The organism is Nostoc sp. NMS8 (assembly GCF_017115045.1).
In the GTDB taxonomy this organism is placed as follows: domain Bacteria; phylum Cyanobacteriota; class Cyanobacteriia; order Cyanobacteriales; family Nostocaceae; genus Nostoc.
The window spans coordinates 135,878-150,917 of record NZ_JABXKK010000035.1; the positions used below are offsets into that span (position 1 = coordinate 135,878).

At 42.0% G+C, this 15,040-nt stretch carries 15 protein-coding genes; 7 read left to right on the forward strand and 8 right to left on the reverse strand.

The window, feature by feature from the left end; genetic code table 11:
* Positions 1-114: 114 nt before the first annotated feature.
* A complete protein-coding gene (locus HWQ39_RS05440; protein ID WP_292842387.1) occupies positions 115-2,025 on the reverse strand; it encodes a cyanophycin synthetase in 1,911 nt (636 codons plus the stop codon).
* 316 nt (positions 2,026-2,341) lie between these two features.
* On the opposite strand from HWQ39_RS05440, the gene HWQ39_RS05445 reads away from it, so the two are divergent.
* Both HWQ39_RS05445 and HWQ39_RS05450 read left to right on the forward strand, forming a co-directional pair.
* Positions 2,342-2,545, forward strand: a complete 204-nt coding sequence (locus HWQ39_RS05445) for a hypothetical protein (protein WP_179067772.1) — start codon at positions 2,342-2,344, stop codon at positions 2,543-2,545.
* 363 nt (positions 2,546-2,908) lie between these two features.
* Positions 2,909-3,763, forward strand: coding sequence for a cyanophycinase (locus HWQ39_RS05450; protein ID WP_292842389.1), 855 nt, complete (start codon positions 2,909-2,911; stop codon positions 3,761-3,763).
* A gap of 85 nt (positions 3,764-3,848) precedes the next feature.
* Here HWQ39_RS05450 and HWQ39_RS05455 read toward each other — a convergent pair whose 3' ends face one another.
* The 6 genes from HWQ39_RS05455 to HWQ39_RS05480 all read right to left on the reverse strand — a co-directional run bounded on the left by HWQ39_RS05455 (position 3,849) and on the right by HWQ39_RS05480 (position 9,051).
* Entirely contained in the window at positions 3,849-4,763 is a 915-nt protein-coding gene (locus HWQ39_RS05455; RefSeq protein ID WP_292842391.1) for a M23 family metallopeptidase, read from the reverse strand.
* 219 nt (positions 4,764-4,982) lie between these two features.
* Positions 4,983-5,984 carry a phycobilisome rod-core linker polypeptide gene (locus tag HWQ39_RS05460; protein WP_292842393.1) on the reverse strand — a complete coding sequence of 334 codons (1,002 nt, stop codon included), beginning with the start codon at positions 5,982-5,984 and terminating at the stop codon, positions 4,983-4,985.
* 531 nt (positions 5,985-6,515) lie between these two features.
* Positions 6,516-6,854, reverse strand: a complete 339-nt coding sequence (locus tag HWQ39_RS05465; protein WP_292842395.1) for a CpeR family transcriptional regulator — start codon at positions 6,852-6,854, stop codon at positions 6,516-6,518.
* On the reverse strand, positions 6,848-7,477 hold the full coding sequence (locus HWQ39_RS05470) for a chromophore lyase CpcT/CpeT (RefSeq protein ID WP_292842397.1): 630 nt from the start codon (positions 7,475-7,477) through the stop codon (positions 6,848-6,850). Before HWQ39_RS05470 ends, HWQ39_RS05465 begins: the two co-directional genes overlap by 7 nt.
* An 88-nt stretch (positions 7,478-7,565) precedes the next feature.
* Positions 7,566-8,102 (reverse strand): phycobiliprotein lyase, encoded by a 537-nt coding sequence (locus HWQ39_RS05475; protein WP_292842399.1) that lies wholly within the window; start codon positions 8,100-8,102, stop codon positions 7,566-7,568.
* Between the two features lie 193 nt (positions 8,103-8,295).
* Positions 8,296-9,051, reverse strand: a complete 756-nt coding sequence (locus HWQ39_RS05480; protein WP_292842401.1) for a phycobilisome rod-core linker polypeptide — start codon at positions 9,049-9,051, stop codon at positions 8,296-8,298.
* Between the two features lie 720 nt (positions 9,052-9,771).
* Between HWQ39_RS05480 and HWQ39_RS05485 the strand changes: the two genes are divergently transcribed.
* On the forward strand, positions 9,772-10,434 hold the full coding sequence (locus tag HWQ39_RS05485) for a HEAT repeat domain-containing protein (protein WP_292842403.1): 663 nt from the start codon (positions 9,772-9,774) through the stop codon (positions 10,432-10,434).
* Between the two features lie 210 nt (positions 10,435-10,644).
* Here HWQ39_RS05485 and HWQ39_RS05490 read toward each other — a convergent pair whose 3' ends face one another.
* The gene (locus HWQ39_RS05490) at positions 10,645-11,469 is read right to left on the reverse strand and encodes a pentapeptide repeat-containing protein (protein WP_292842405.1); all 825 of its coding nucleotides are present in this window, start codon (positions 11,467-11,469) and stop codon (positions 10,645-10,647) included.
* Between the two features lie 116 nt (positions 11,470-11,585).
* Between HWQ39_RS05490 and HWQ39_RS05495 the strand changes: the two genes are divergently transcribed.
* The 4 genes from HWQ39_RS05495 to HWQ39_RS05510 form a co-directional block, all read left to right on the forward strand.
* Entirely contained in the window at positions 11,586-12,161 is a 576-nt protein-coding gene (locus HWQ39_RS05495) for a phycobiliprotein lyase (protein WP_292842407.1), read from the forward strand.
* A 334-nt stretch (positions 12,162-12,495) separates the two neighbouring features.
* A complete protein-coding gene (locus HWQ39_RS05500) occupies positions 12,496-13,230 on the forward strand; it encodes a 15,16-dihydrobiliverdin:ferredoxin oxidoreductase (protein ID WP_292842409.1) in 735 nt (244 codons plus the stop codon).
* Positions 13,231-13,329: 99 nt separating this feature from the next.
* Positions 13,330-14,076 (forward strand): phycoerythrobilin:ferredoxin oxidoreductase, encoded by a 747-nt coding sequence (locus HWQ39_RS05505; protein ID WP_366932226.1) that lies wholly within the window; start codon positions 13,330-13,332, stop codon positions 14,074-14,076.
* Positions 14,077-14,414: 338 nt separating this feature from the next.
* A partial coding sequence (locus tag HWQ39_RS05510; RefSeq protein WP_292842413.1) for a tetratricopeptide repeat protein occupies positions 14,415-15,040 on the forward strand: 626 nt, incomplete at its 3' end.

Below are 15,040 nucleotides of genomic sequence, written 5' to 3' on the forward strand. Positions count from 1 at the left end.
CTGCAAGTAAACGCCTATCTCTAGCTTCCCTCTCCTTGTAAAGGAGAGGGATTGAGGGTGAGGTAATCCAGGGACATAAATTGTATGTTATTTAACTCTTATTTCTTAGTTAACTCACAAAATTGTCCCGGTTTCTTTCAAATAAACCCGCGTAAATGGTTCATCTTCACCCAAGGTATAATCTTCAATCAACCCTTGGCGACGAATAGAAATACCGTTGCCTTTTTTAATTACCACAGTCGAACTATCAAAAACATCCCGCACCAAAATCATCTCAATTTCGGTGGGATTATCCAAAACTACGAGATTACTACTTTGGTAAAATATACCCTGTTCTTCGAGGATGTCTTCAGGGTACTCGGCAATCAGCAAATCAAGTTTGGGATGACGCAGCAAAGTTTGGACATTACTGTTGTAATCTTTGCTTAATACTTTTTTCGCGCGATTCACAAAAACGCCATCACGACAAACAGCGCCTATTGTCCAATTGGGATGTTGCAAAAGGATATGGTCAATCGTCGCTTGCAGTTCTTCAACTGAGATTTTGTTAAAGGTAATAATTGGTATCCTGGCATCTGCACCCGACTCAAAAAAGGTTTCTAAAATATGAGAAGGTACATCAACACTTTCACCAACAGAAGGTTTAAGATGCATTAAAACCCCTGGTGCAGCATTGATTTCCAGGATGGCAAAGTTACTAGACTTCCAAGATTCTGCGAGACTTTTGGTAATGACATCAATCCCTAAACAAGTCAACTGGAAATGTTGGGCAATATCTTGGGCCAAAATAATATTGTCAGCATGAACTGTCGGGGTTGCATCAATGCTTATACCTCCGGCTGAAAGATTGGCGACTTTACGTAAATAAACAGTACGTCCTTTCTCAACCACGCTTTCTAATGATAAGCGTTGTTCCTCTAGATAGAGTTCCATCGCTTCATCAATCTGAATTTTACTCATCGGCGAAGTTGGCGTGTCTAAACGTGCAGGTTTGCGGTTTTCTTGGCGAATTAACTCTGCAAGCGTTAAATACCCATCACCAACAACCGATGCTGGACGGCGTTCTGTGGCGGCAACGAATCGACCATTGACACACAACAAACGAAAATCCGATCCTGAGATGCTTTTTTCAACAATTATTCGAGTTTGCTGATTTTCGGGAATCGCTGCCAGTGCGCGATTATAAGCAGATACCAGTTCTTTTGAGTCTTGCACATCAGCCGTAACACCAATTCCTTTGTGACCTACTACTGGCTTAACTGCCACTGGGTAGCCAATTTCTCTTGCTGTTGCTAAAGCTTCTTTCTCGAAAAAGACAATATTACCTTCAGGTACCGGAAAACCCAAGGTTTTTAGAAATGCCTTACAGTCGTCTTTACGGGTGGTAAACTCCGAATCTAGATGGCTATCAGAGTTAAATGTTGTTGCTACCCCCCGGACGTGTTTTTTTCCCAAACCATATTGCATCAATCCTTCTTCCCACAAATAAAAGGCGGGAATACCTTTCTCGTAGGCTGTTCGCAATAGGGCGTAAACCGTGGGGCCACCGTAGACAGATGCGCGGAATCTATCTTGCAACCTCACCAACTGCTCATCAAAGGTGAAGTCTTCGTCTTGGGTAATGGCTTCAAACCAATCCCAAACAAAGTAAACTACCTCTCTAGTTGTGCGTTCATGTAATGATTGGACACTAATCCGGGTGAGATGTGGATATGGCTTAACACTCCAGTGGTTAAGGTGTAAATCCATATCTAACTTGCCGACTTCGGAGACAACTTGAGCAAAGAGATGGGCATAAGACTCGTAGGCTTGATCGCGAAGATTTGGATAGCGATCGCCAATGCTCGCAATATAATCTTCAATGGGCAAAGGCTCTCTAGAGTCAATTAGAGCAAAATCGAATACTAGCGCCCCAACATCTAAATAGGGGTTGGGGCCAATGTAATGCTTGAAGTTGAAAATATCGAATACATCCGTTCTTCTAGCATTAACGCGGACTAATTCACTGCTTTTTTGTAGAACCATTGATTACGAACCTTTGGCTGACACCCTTAATTTTAAACACTGAGTTATGGTTACTCAGAACTGTTGATTGTAGATTAGTTGACATTGATTTTGGAGAGTAGTGGCTTGGCCATTCAACTAATCAGAACCTAAGTTAACTCTATTAGTAAGCATTTTCAACTATCTCAAGGCATAATTAAATCCCCATTCCTCAGCCAGGAATCAATAACAGTCAATTCATCCTCATGAATCATCAGAGATATAACTTTTGAAAGGTGCAACACTCATTTAAGAAAGTGTATAAATAAATGTGGGGTATTAAAAAGACAGCAAAGGTATGAATAGCACACAAGCTGCTCTAAGAGATGAAATTCGAGAACTCGCTGAAGAAGCTTTTCACCAAAAGCTGATTTCTGGGCATGGAGATGGGGCAGACATGGATGAGTATCAAATTGTTTACCAAGGCAAACCCAGGCATCTCCCACTAGAACAAGCACGTTTTTTCTTAACTAACTTGCTTTACAGAAGCCGGATTCATTAGCATTTGCCATTAAATATCATCTAATTGCACCCAGCTAGAGTTAGATACCAATTACTCTTAGTCACATAGCCAACAATGCCTCTAGGAAATACTTCTAGAGGTAGTTGACGTTGTGCATTTTATTGAGTATACGAAAATTTAGGTACTTTTTAGGATAAATCTTTTGATCTAATTGCGATGTCTAACGACAAGCCGCTGACGCTCCTTCTCTGCGAGACGCTGCGCGAACGTCGCTACCGCTTCGCTAATGCGTCTACGCAAATGTTAACCCTATTTGTATCAAGTAATCTACCAAAGGGATGATTTAATAGCTTTAATTGTCATGGTTTAGTGAAATTTATTAACTCAAATTCAGGGGGCATCATGGTAGAAAGTAATATCAAGCGGCAGTTGGTAATTATTGGGGGAGCCGAAGATAAAGAGGGAGATTCCGTAATTTTGCGGGACTTTGTACGACGCGCTGGCGGTACAAAAGCGTACATTGTCATTCTGACAGCAGCGACAGAACTACCAAGAGAAGTGGGGGAAAATTATATCAGAGTGTTTGAGCGACTGGGAGCCGAAACTACTCGCATCATTGATACAGAAACTCGTGAAGATGCATCTTCATCTACCGCATTGGAAGCTATTAGGAAAGCAACTGGTGTATTTTTTACAGGGGGAGACCAAGCTCGGATTACCAGTATTCTTAAGGATACTGAAATCGATGCGGCAATTCACCAGCGCTTCTCTGAAGGTGTAGTTATCGCAGGTACAAGCGCGGGCGCTGCTGTGATGCCAGATAAAATGATTGTAGAAGGTGACTCCCAGACACATCCTCGGATTGAAACTGTTGAAATGGGCCCAGGTCTGGGATTTTTACCAGGGGTAGTAATTGACCAGCATTTTTCACAGCGTGGACGTTTGGGGCGCTTAATTTCAGCTTTAATATTAGAACCTGCTGTCTTGGGATTTGGTATTGACGAAAATACCGCGATGGTAGTTACAGATAATCAAGTTGAAGTGATTGGTGAAGGTGCGGTGACGATTGTTGATGAATCAGAGGCTACATATAACAATATGGGCGAAATTTTGAAGGATGAGTCTTTGGCAATTTGTGGAGCAAAACTTCATATTTTGCCACATGGCTTCAAATTTGACTTGAAAACCCGCCAGCCTATCCTAAGTAATGGCTCTGTGCCAAATAGCCCAGTACCACTTGCTGCAATCAACAGTTAATTTTTCACAAAAACCCTTGATTTTTTCTCAATCCAGGTCGGTGGATGAGAGCTTGTATAATCCCGATTTCTAGTCAGCAAATACTCTATGGCGATTTTGTGAAAGTATAAAAATTGTCATAACGTATCTGACTACCATTTCGCCAAACTTCCACTCTTTGAGGAGTGATTAAATAAGAAAAGCTACCATTCTCTGCTCGATATCTGCTTTTACCAATATTCAAAGCTTGTATCTTTATCGGCTGGCTTGAATCTTGCTTTAACTGCCCAATATAAAATAGCTGACCATTTTCTTTACAGACTTTTACACGAGTGCTTGCAGTCTCACCTTCAATGATGGTAATTCCATTGCATTTAGTATCAGTGCTTACAGGCGCAAAATCTATTGGAATTGGCTGTGAAGGTGAAACTTGCTTTGCTACTGGGGGTGTCGAGATTGGGAGGTTGGGATTATCCACTTGCTGAACTCTAGAACCAGAGCCAACACTTGCAGTTACGGATGTCAACAGACGAAGAGGGTCAACTGCTATTTGGCCATTTGGATGAACTTCAAAGTGCAAATGAGGTGCTGTGCTATTGCCTGTAGATCCCATCTCGGCAATAATTTGACCTTGAATGACCTGTTGACCCTTGCTCACCAACAAACGGCGATTGTGACCATAAACAGTAGTGCTACCGTCGAGATGTTTGATGGTTATGGCATTTCCCAATCCCCAATTATCCCAACCGGCTTTGATAACTATACCGGATGCAGCAGCAACAATAGGAGTTCCAGATGACCCGGCGACATCAATTCCTTCATGTTGATATTTGCGGAAGCCTTGAGAAATAAACCCTTGAGTCGGCCAGATTAAATTAGAAGCGGGGATAGGAGTTTGCCCAATTGGGGAATCGCCTGCTAACTGTGTTAGGGCAGATGTAGCTGTACTTAATATAGCGGTTAAAGATATTAACCCAATTAGTCCATAAGTACGATATCGAGAACCGATAGCTTTTTTCATAAGTTGCAAGTCTATTAAAACAATAAGGGACTTCCAAATAAAAAAATATTCAATTAGCTCTTGTGGGGTGGGCGACACGAGAGCCATACAGACTGGGCGCTCATGTTGCCCACCCCACAATATTGGATAATTTATTTCTTAGAGTTCCCTAATTCAGACACTTTCTGATTATTTGTTGTTTCAAGGTGACTCAGAAAATATCAGGAAATAATAGAGAAATTAGCCATTAAAAACACGACTGCGCCACTTATTCAATCGGGCTTCTCCAATTGTGGCAGACCGTCGAGAATCAGCAATTTGCTCTTGCAAAGCTGCAATCTGTTTTGCTTGGGCGTCAGCTTGCTGTTGCAATGATGTATATTCGCTTGTGCTGCTAACAGAACTGGAAGATTGCCAACTACTACTAAATTTTGTTGCTCCGATGCTAGCAAAGGGTCTTAAGTCTGCTAGTTGTTGTTGCAAAGCTGTAATCTGGCTTTCTTGGTCTTGAATCTTTTGCCGTAAGCTTTGTTCGCTTGCTGTGGGAGTTGCAATAAAGGCTGGAGCAGTAGTTTCTGGCTTTGGCTTGAATATTTCAGCAAGTATTGCACTCACATCGGTGGGTTTCAGTTTACCGTAAGGAGTGTTGGTAATTAGCGATCGCACCAATTGTGGTTCATTATTCGTTACTACGTTCTTATCACTGCTAGAATTGCTCCGCACGAGTTGTAGCATATTGGTAAATTCCAATATCTTTTTACCCGTTTGGGTTTTGTAACCCCGGTAATATGGCACTATGTTATCCCCAAAGGCATCTAGATACTCGTCGCTATCAAGATAAGAATCAATATCTGCCTCAAAACCTTTCTCATCTAAAATATTGCTGTGATAAATTGTCTCGGAGTAGTCATCAGGAGCGCGACCCAATAGGTGTTTAAAGTTCAGTTCAATCGCACGGTAGCGGTAAACGTTATTAAAAAATCTGGAGCGATACAACTCTGATTTGGCAACCTGACGCACAAACTCACGAACATCAATTAGGCCTTGCTTGAGTTGGGATTCTGGAACGATAAGCCGCTCGTTTTCCATAATGTAGGCATTACCCAATACTTGCCGATAAACTGCCCGAATTACAATTTCGATGTCATCAGCTGAAGCAATAGTCCGTAATTCGATGGGTTCTGTTTGGGAAAATGCTTGATATTGGCGTCGGCCGGTTTTGTCGTCGATGAAGGTCTGCATATTTGGGTTCGTGTGGGTAGGAGGTAACTAATGACTTTTAAAGGTAATGGGAGCTAGTACCGCTTCTTACGAGACACGCAAGAAACGCAGAAGTCAAAAGTAGCCGATGTGTTAGGTTAAGAGACTTTGGAGAACCCGCAAAATAGCAATTGGCTCTCAAAAATCAAAAATCTAAAAACTTCTTTGCCTAAATTTTCAACCTGTTATTATCTGGCTGCTTACTTTTGCTCAACATAAATGGTTGTTAGTTTTTAGTTTTCAGCACTTAGTTTTAGCAATAACTACTAAAGCCTAACTACTAAGCTTTGCTAATTCCCTTTACAGTCACGATTAATTTATCAAGTTTTCGGGAGCTTTTTAGTTACATTTTCTAACAAACTTAGACGGCTAACTGTTAATAACTAACAGCTAATCACGATCAGATATTAGCAATTAGACATTAACAATTAGCCGTCAACCTCCTTGGGGAGTATTTAAAATTCAAAATTTAATTTTGAAGTTGTCAGAAAAATTTCCCCAGGATAGGGACTCTCAAGGACGCTCATCAAATCTAGTGTACAAACCACCGTATTTTATCCAGTATTGTTTCAAGGTATGATGAGGCGTATGTAAACTAGCTTTTGCCTGATATAAGATAACTTGACGATGAGCGCCCATCCATATTTTATTAATGGGGTCAACGGATATTGTTGTTCCTCCTAAAGACGCAACACATTGAGAGAATCTCTCAATCGTGGTATATTCTAATGTCTCGAATATAAAAAAATTACCCGAACAAATCAAGTGGCGGCTGCGAATCCAGCAGCGCATCTTTTTTTCAGCCTGTGGAGGTAACATTTTGGATTTAACAGATTCAAGCTGAATTAACATAATGCGCTCACCGCAAGTAGTTCATCAGCAAAACTTTCTCGTTTTTCAAATTGCAATGGGCCAGCAGTTGATCCCCATATTTGCTGATGGGTTTCAAGATCCATGCCTTTATCTAGACTTAGCCAAGTATGCTCGGTTACTTCTACTTCGCTGATTAAATATGTCTGGCATCCATTACGCTTAATCAGGCATTGATTGCCTGGTTCTACACTGCCTCGAAACATTTCACCTTCTCGTTGGAAAACCATTGAACAGTGATAACGCCGTTCGATGCTTTCTGGGGTGATGGTTTTGAGGATATCTAATTCACGAGCAGCACCCGCATAGAGTATAGGGTCTTTTAAGCTGTAATTTTCGATATAAATGCGATCGCCCCAATCAACTAGTTTATGTACTCCCTGGCGATACGGTGTCCATAAATCGTGATCATAAGCTTGTTCCGAATAAAAACCGATGGCAGAAAAAAATTCAATCGGTAAAGGACGAAAATAAATGTGAATGTGGGCGTAAAGTTGCGGATTTGCAAAAGATTGCTTGTAGTTGCTAAAATCTCCTGCCATCCAACAGGCTAAGGTGAGCAAATCGCTGGCGTTGGTACTGGATTCTTTGGGCGCTATAGTCACGTCGCTTCGCTCCAAATTCAAAATTCACGTATTACAATCTCCATAAATATAGGAGCTTGTATGCTTTTATGTTTTAAGCTGATATTTGCTAACTGGTTGAATTTGACAAAGAGCGAATCTCTGAAGAAAAGGAAGCTGTTGTCACACCTTTACCATCACTGGTTTTAATCATCGCTACCCGAAATCGGAGATTTGGGTTAGCAAACCAAATTCGCTCCTCAGCAGCAGCTAGTTCATACTCTGTTAGTAGGGTAAAAACACCATCATCACTCAGATGATACTTAGCCACTGCGGGAATCGTTTCGGCGTATCCCTTGTCTCGTAGTAGTTTGCCTCTAGAAGAATTTTCGATATCGGGAATTGGCACTAGCACAGTAGTACCAGAGATTGGTTTATCATCCCAGTCTGACTCACCTTCCCAAGTCATCCGAAAGGGGTGGGTGATACTGGCGGGGTCAGTGCCATACAATTGACAGATTGCTATTACTGCCGGATCATCGGTGGATAGAGACTCAATGTCAATGTTAGACAGCACTTCTTCAAAATGGGCGAATGCTAAATGATGACCGCTACGCTGCGATCGCCATCGTCCAATTGAAAGTTCAAAGAATTCAGTAATTTCCATTAGAAAAGTTATCTTAAAAAGTAGCTTAAAATTCAAGAGATATCTTGGCTAAAAAGTTATTCTCCTAGTCTATATAATACTAGCTTCCTAGATCGCAACTGCATTTAGGAATGCTGAGTACTGAGTACTGAGTGCTGACTGCTGAGTTATTATTTTCCCCCCAGTCCCCAGTCCCCAGTCCCCAGTCCTCTATTTAAGCAACTTCAGTGATACTGATAATTTTGCCGCCTGTCCGATGAATGTTTTGCACTTGCCCAGACAGTTGATTGTAGTTAACTACATATTCCAGCTTGCCCAGACGGGTAGGGGGATTTGCTGAACCTTTGACTGCCTTAATCAAGAAACGTTTGCTGGTGCTGTTTACACTAGAACCAGCAGCAGGAGCCTTGATGGATGTGGGTAGATTTGAACCAACATCGCTGATCAGTTTAGCTTTGCGAGCGCTGTCGCTGCTAGCTACTCCTCTCAGTAAGGTAAAGGTGCGGTTAAAGGTAACATTCTTAATTCCAATTTGGGAGCTAGTGCTACGAACATAAGGAACAATATTCTCGCCAAAACTCTTCTGATACTCTTCGCTATCGATATAGGATTCGATCTCAGCATCATAGCCCTGTTCGTTGTAGATGCGGACATGTTCAGAAATTTCTGCTTGATCGGCAGGAGGACGGCCTAGCAGGTGTTTGAAGTTTAGTTCAATGAACCTATACTGAGAAGAAGAACTGAAAAACAGGGATTGATAAAGCTCTGATTTGGCAACGGTGTTAACGAATTCACGGACGCTGATTTTGCGATCGCGCAATTGCGATTCTGCTGTAGCTAGTCGCTCATCCAATAAGTGAGCATTGCCCAAAACCTGTTTATAAACTGCCCGAATTAGTGTTTGTAATTCACTTTCGCTGGTGTTCGGACGTAGTTCAACATTAGGTGAATCAATTGCCCAAAGTGACATTGAATTATCTCCTGAAAAATGCTAATTAAATTTCCGAGCATCCTACCCCTTAGAGAGGTGGAATTTCCCTTCAGTTGTCAGTTATTTTTGCTACTGACTAGCTTTTGTAAAACTTTAGTTAGTAAAAATGCGTTAAATATCTTCGTATATGACAACTGACGGTGGAATTTATCAAACCTCAAATAGTCTTACCAAATCCCCCTTCCCCATTTCCATAGAGCAATTTGACCACAATCAATAGAATCAGTATCTTCAAACAGAGTGATTTCTAACCGTGATGCTGGTCTGAAAGCGATTTAAACTATCTCCCAGTTAACAACTAAATTTTATGAGAAGGATCTTCAGAAAATGTAAAAAAACTTTATATCATTCTGACAAAGGGGAAGCCATAAAGACTTTAAACCCTTATTAATCTTGATGATTTTTAGTTTTTGCATTGTTTGACTTTATATATTCTGATACGATGATGAAGCTATATTTATTAAAATTTATGAAGTTAAATAATACTTTAGAAAAATTTCAGCTTTTTTTTAGTATTTGATTGGGGCTGGGGGGAGAAGCAAGGGAGCAGGGAGAAGAATTTTCCCCTCCGCACCCCGCACCCTGCCCCTCTGCCTCTTTTCAATGCCCAATGCCCTTGGTTCAATCTTCTTAAGAATGCGATCGCCATTTGGTGGCATCTGTAAAATAAAGTAAAGAATAGCTGTAGTAAATGCACCTATGGAAATCCATCAAATCCAAGCTGAACTGAAGAACCCAGATTTTCAATTTCGTCTGAAGGCGATCGCGGCCCTCGATAATTATGAATCAGAAGTTGCAGTTCCTCTGCTCACGAGTAAACTTCATGACTCAGAATTTTTGGTGCGTTCTTTTGTAGCCAGGGGTTTGGGTAATCAACAATCAGCGGAATCTTTTGCGGCTTTGATGCAAATTATGAAATTTGATGATACTCCCAACGTGCGAGCAGAGGCGGCAAATTCTTTATCGCTATTTGGCAGAGTCGCAGTTTCTCATCTAGTTCTAGCATTTTATCAGGATGACCACTGGCTAGTGCGGCGGAGCATTTTGGCCGCGATCGCTGAAATGGATTGCCCTGAAGAACTATTTGATATCTGCATTCAGGGTTTAAAAGATGAAGATTTTACCGCTCAAGAATCTTCTGTGGATGCACTCGGCTTACTAGCTAATTCTAGCCAACATACTGCGGCATTATCCCAAATACTAACGTTAGTGAATGCTGAATCTTGGCGGATGCGTGTGCGAGTTAGCTATGCCCTCAAACGATTTGACGAGCCGAAAGCAAAAATAGCCCTGAGCCAACTCAGACAGGATGAGGATCACCGAGTTGTTGGCGCTGCTTTAGAAGACTTGTTGCCAAATTGAAGGGGGCAGGGGGCAGGACAATTCTCTCTGGTAGCGGACTACAGTTTACACACAAGTCAAATACGCTACATTTTTAGCGCTCCTGAAAAAAAACTGGCAGCCTTTATAAAAAGTGCTGAGTGCCTAAAAGGTGCTGTATGTGTCCGTTAACAGCACTCCTGAATTCGACTCAGGACTTGGAACCCAGCACTCTCTAAGTACTCAGTTTGCTTAAGTACTCAAACTCTCACGAGTTGTTTTGCGCGTGTAAGCGTTCCAAACGTCGAGTTCTGAATATGGACGGCTGGACAGCATTCCTCTAGTTGCTTCTGTCAGTCCTTGGGCAAGAGTAAAATCTGCCCCAGCGATACTTTGAAGATGCTCCATCTCTGCATCACTGAGGTCAGTTGCTCGCAAGTCTGTATCCCGCAAATCGGCTCCAGTCAATCGAGCATTTCGCAAGCAAGCCCCTGTCAAATAAGCTTTCGTCAAGTCAGCCCCACTCAGATAGGCATCTTGCAAATTAGCTCCTGTCAAGTCAGCACCACTCAGATAGGCTCCACGCAGATTAGCACCTTGTAAATCTGCATTTCTTAAAGAAGCTGTATTTAGAAAAGCACCATTGAGATTAGCACTCGGGCCTACCGCTCCAGAAGCTTTGTAATTATATTCTGGGGGCCATTTCGTTTGTGAATCATAACGCGCTACTTGGAGTTTGGCTCCCTCCAAATTTGCGCCACTGAGATTTGCTTGTTGAAGATCGGCACGGTTTAAATAGGCTCCCTGCAAATCAGCCCCACTTAAATCGGCTCCTCGCAGATTCGCACCTCGCAAATCTGCCCGACTCAAATCGGCATGACTCAAAACCAACCCACTGAGATCGGCTCCTAATAGCTTGGCTTTACTCAAGTTAGCTTTTTGTAAATCGACTTCTCTTAGGTTGAATTGGTGCAAATCTACCCAATCTACAGCAATTCCGGCTTGGAGGGCTGTTAAGATTTCTGGAGTTGGACTGGGGCGAACGCTTGTAATAAGTTGAATTTCACTATTTGTCATCAGCTGATTAAAATATAACTTTTGGAGTTATTCTACACTTTAGCTAAATCGCGACTCCATCTCATCACTCAGTATTTAATAACGCCAAAATTTGATAAAACGAGGTTTCAAAATAGATGCATATAATACCGCCCTTGGCAATGATCGAATTCTTCCGTAAAAGTGAGGGTACATGGTTTACGGAACGTTCCGTTCATCATTTTGACTCGGCGGCGGATGAATCGGGCGAGTCGAATTTGATCGTTAAAGTCCTAGAAAAGGATGATCCAAAAGTCCAAGAAGTTTGTATAGCCCAAGGAATAGACCCTACGAAAGCAACAGGCGGTGCTAGCTTTTCATGGCAGGCTAATCTGGATACCAGGCTCCCAAATACTGATAATGCCGCCATTTTGGTTGATGTTCCCGACGAAACGAGGCGTTTTGGAAAACTGATCCGCAACCAGGGCTATGTTGAGAGCATCCCGGTTGTGAGTCGGTATCGGTTTGCCGATGATGGAGTGCTGACCATTGATACTGACTATGACAATAATCAAGGTCAGGAACGTTGTTGGTTTGTTACGGATGATTTTCGTGTCAGGGTCAGTACAGTACGAATGATGAACGGAGTCAACTTGATGACTTATTGTTCTGAGCGTCGTTGTATTTCTCAAGAAGCCTTGGAGCAAATGATCAGTCGGAATCATACTAGGTAGGGCATTGGGCATTGGGCATGGGGGATGAAAAAGCAAGGGAACTCTTAGGAACGTGGATTAAATAAGATGCAAAACCTCATCCTGTCTCTAGCTCCACTCTCTTTTATAAGGAGAGGGATTGAGGGTAAGGTAAACCAGGGACAGAAATTGCATGTTATTTAATTCTTATTCCTTAGCAAGGGAGAAGAGTTTTCCCCCTGCTCCCCGCACCCCGCCCCTCCGCCTCTTCTCCATGCCCAATCCCCTATTAAGGAATGTTGCTTTGTTTCTCATAAATGAGACGTGCATGATTGCCATAACTTATTTTCATGCAAGGGTTAACAAATCATGCTCCATGTATAAGCCTTTCCTGCAATTTTTAGAAAAAGAGCTATTTCAGCGGTTTGATTTACAAAGTAGGGTCATTCCCCCTGGTTTGGAATTCAAAGTTAGCGATCGCGGCAGAAACCCAGCAACTATTCGCAGTTGGTGTTACCAATGTCAAGAGTTGCGGAAAATTCGCTATACCTATATTGATGCCGGGGAGAGTGCCCAAATTTTTAACAGCGTAGTTTATCCGAGTCATAACTACGATCTACCTCTGTTAGGGATTGATTTTTTATCCTTTGGTAAAGTCAAAAACCTGATTGTGCTTGATTTTCAGCCTTTGTTTCAGGATGAAGATTATCAAAACAAATATATCGTTCCGCTAAAATCTCTCCACGATAAATACCCGGATTTGGCGCAAAACTTAGAAATGAAGTTTTATGATGCCAATCAGTATTTTTCTAAGTACCTATTGTTTGCCAAAACAGACCCAGAAACAGTTGCAACGCGAGTCTTTGAAGCTTTTCAAGATTATTTAAACTTGTATTGGCAAATGCTAGCAGATGCCCAACCGCTTGAAGATCCAGAAGATATCCAGCGGATTGTCAAAGCCCAAAAAGACTATGACCAATATAGTGCAGACCGCGATCCTGCATCTGGTTTGTTTAGCAGCTACTTTGGCCATGAATGGGCAGAGTGCTTTCTCCATGAATTCTTATTTGAAGATGCTGTTCCTTTAGCGGTTGCTGTCGGCAAAAGATGACTATCGTTGGGCATTGGGAATTGGGCATGGGGCATTGGGAAAGAGGAGGCAGAAGGCAGAAGTTTTTGAATTTTGAATTTTGAATTGGAGCGAAGCAACGTGACACTGTATCAGCCATTTATTGATTATGCAATCGCCTATATGCGATCGCGCTTGGATTTACAACCTTATCCTATTCCGGCTGGATTTGAATCCAAGAGTGCTGTTGTGGGCAAGGGAAAGAACGAAGAAGAGGTTGTCACCACCAGTTATGCTTTTCAAACCACAAAATTACGGCAGATTCGCGCAGCTCACGTACAAGGTGGCAATTCGTTGCAAGTACTGAATTTTGTAATTTTCCCCCACCTTAACTACGATTTACCCTTTTTTGGAGCGGATTTGGTAACATTGCCAGGTGGACATCTCATTGCTTTGGATATGCAGCCCTTATTTCGTGATGATTCAGCATATCAGGCAAAATATACTGAACCGATTCTGCCCATTTTTCACGCCCATCAACAGCATTTATCTTGGGGAGGAGATTTCCCAGAAGAAGCACAGCCCTTCTTCTCTCCCGCTTTTTTATGGACTCGTCCCCAAGAAACGACTGTAGTAGAAACTCAGGTGTTTGCCGCTTTCAAAGACTATTTGAAAGCTTATCTAGATTTCGTGGAGCAAGCAGAACCCATAACAGATTCCCAAAATTTAGAAGCCATTGAGCAAGCCCAACTGCGATATTTGAGATATCGGGCTGAAAAAGACCCAGCACGAGGGATGTTTAAACGCTTTTACGGTGCTGAATGGACTGAAGAATATATCCACGGCTTTTTATTTGACCTAGAGAGAAAATTAACAGCTATCAAATAGAGCCTCTTGTACAGGAAGTCAAGAGCAATAGCAGGTTATAGCAGCTCAACCTACAAATATTTTTAACTAGAGCGATCGCATGGGAAGAATAATTTAAGCGATCGCTTTTGTATTTAATAAATTTTGACCTCTCTCCAAACCTCTTTACTAAAAGGAGAGAGGCTTTGAGTCTTGGGGTTAGGTCTATATTAAATTCAACTACAAACCCCGTTCACGGAGTTCAAAGACTCATTAATGGAGTTCAAAGCCTCATTTATGAGTATGTATTAAAGATTCATCCGGTTTTTGGCGAGTTTTCCGTGACTCCTGATAAAATCTATTAAAGTATTTGCATTAATATGCACAACCGTATATTTACTAATTTATTGTTAATTCTATCTCTGGCTACAACACCCCAGCTTGTAGTTGCTCAAAACAATATAGAACAGCTATTTAAACAAGATGACGCTGCCGAAACAGTGGGTAACAACTCCCAAGCAGAGATGATTTGGCGTCAAGTTTTACAAGTTGAACCCAATAATGGCAAAGCTTATAACAATTTGGGGAATGCTTTGCGGCGGCAAGGAAAATTAGATGCAGCCTTAGCAGCGCACCAGAAAGCGTTACAACTCAATCCTAATGATGCTGAAGCTTACGTGGGTATAGGGAATGTGCTAAATGCTCAAGGGAAACAAGAAGAGGCGATCGCATTTCACAAGAAAGCCTTGCAACTCAACCCTAACTTTGCTACTGCTTACAATGGTCTAGGCATTGCCCTGAGTGACCAGAAGAAATTAGATGCAGCAGTTGCCGCCTACCAAAAAGCAATTCAACTCAACCCCAACGATGCTACTGCTTACTACAATCTCGGCAATGCCCTGAGTGACCAGAAGAAATTAGATGCAGCAGTTGCCGCCTACCAAAAAGCAATTCAACTCAACCCCAACGATGCTACTGCTTACTACAATCTCGGCAATGCCCTGAG

Coding starts and splice junctions, on each gene's coding strand:
- HWQ39_RS05500 (WP_292842409.1), top strand. CDS start 12,496: ATGTATAAGCCTTTCCTGCAATTTTTAGAAAAAGAGCTATTTCAGCGG.
- HWQ39_RS05485 (WP_292842403.1), top strand. CDS start 9,772: ATGGAAATCCATCAAATCCAAGCTGAACTGAAGAACCCAGATTTTCAA.
- HWQ39_RS05460 (WP_292842393.1), bottom strand. CDS start 5,984: ATGCAGACCTTCATCGACGACAAAACCGGCCGACGCCAATATCAAGCA.
- HWQ39_RS05440 (WP_292842387.1), bottom strand. CDS start 2,025: ATGGTTCTACAAAAAAGCAGTGAATTAGTCCGCGTTAATGCTAGAAGA.
- HWQ39_RS05495 (WP_292842407.1), top strand. CDS start 11,586: ATGCATATAATACCGCCCTTGGCAATGATCGAATTCTTCCGTAAAAGT.
- HWQ39_RS05465 (WP_292842395.1), bottom strand. CDS start 6,854: ATGTTAATTCAGCTTGAATCTGTTAAATCCAAAATGTTACCTCCACAG.
- HWQ39_RS05480 (WP_292842401.1), bottom strand. CDS start 9,051: ATGTCACTTTGGGCAATTGATTCACCTAATGTTGAACTACGTCCGAAC.
- HWQ39_RS05490 (WP_292842405.1), bottom strand. CDS start 11,469: ATGACAAATAGTGAAATTCAACTTATTACAAGCGTTCGCCCCAGTCCA.
- HWQ39_RS05445 (WP_179067772.1), top strand. CDS start 2,342: ATGAATAGCACACAAGCTGCTCTAAGAGATGAAATTCGAGAACTCGCT.
- HWQ39_RS05475 (WP_292842399.1), bottom strand. CDS start 8,102: ATGGAAATTACTGAATTCTTTGAACTTTCAATTGGACGATGGCGATCG.
- HWQ39_RS05450 (WP_292842389.1), top strand. CDS start 2,909: ATGGTAGAAAGTAATATCAAGCGGCAGTTGGTAATTATTGGGGGAGCC.
- HWQ39_RS05455 (WP_292842391.1), bottom strand. CDS start 4,763: ATGAAAAAAGCTATCGGTTCTCGATATCGTACTTATGGACTAATTGGG.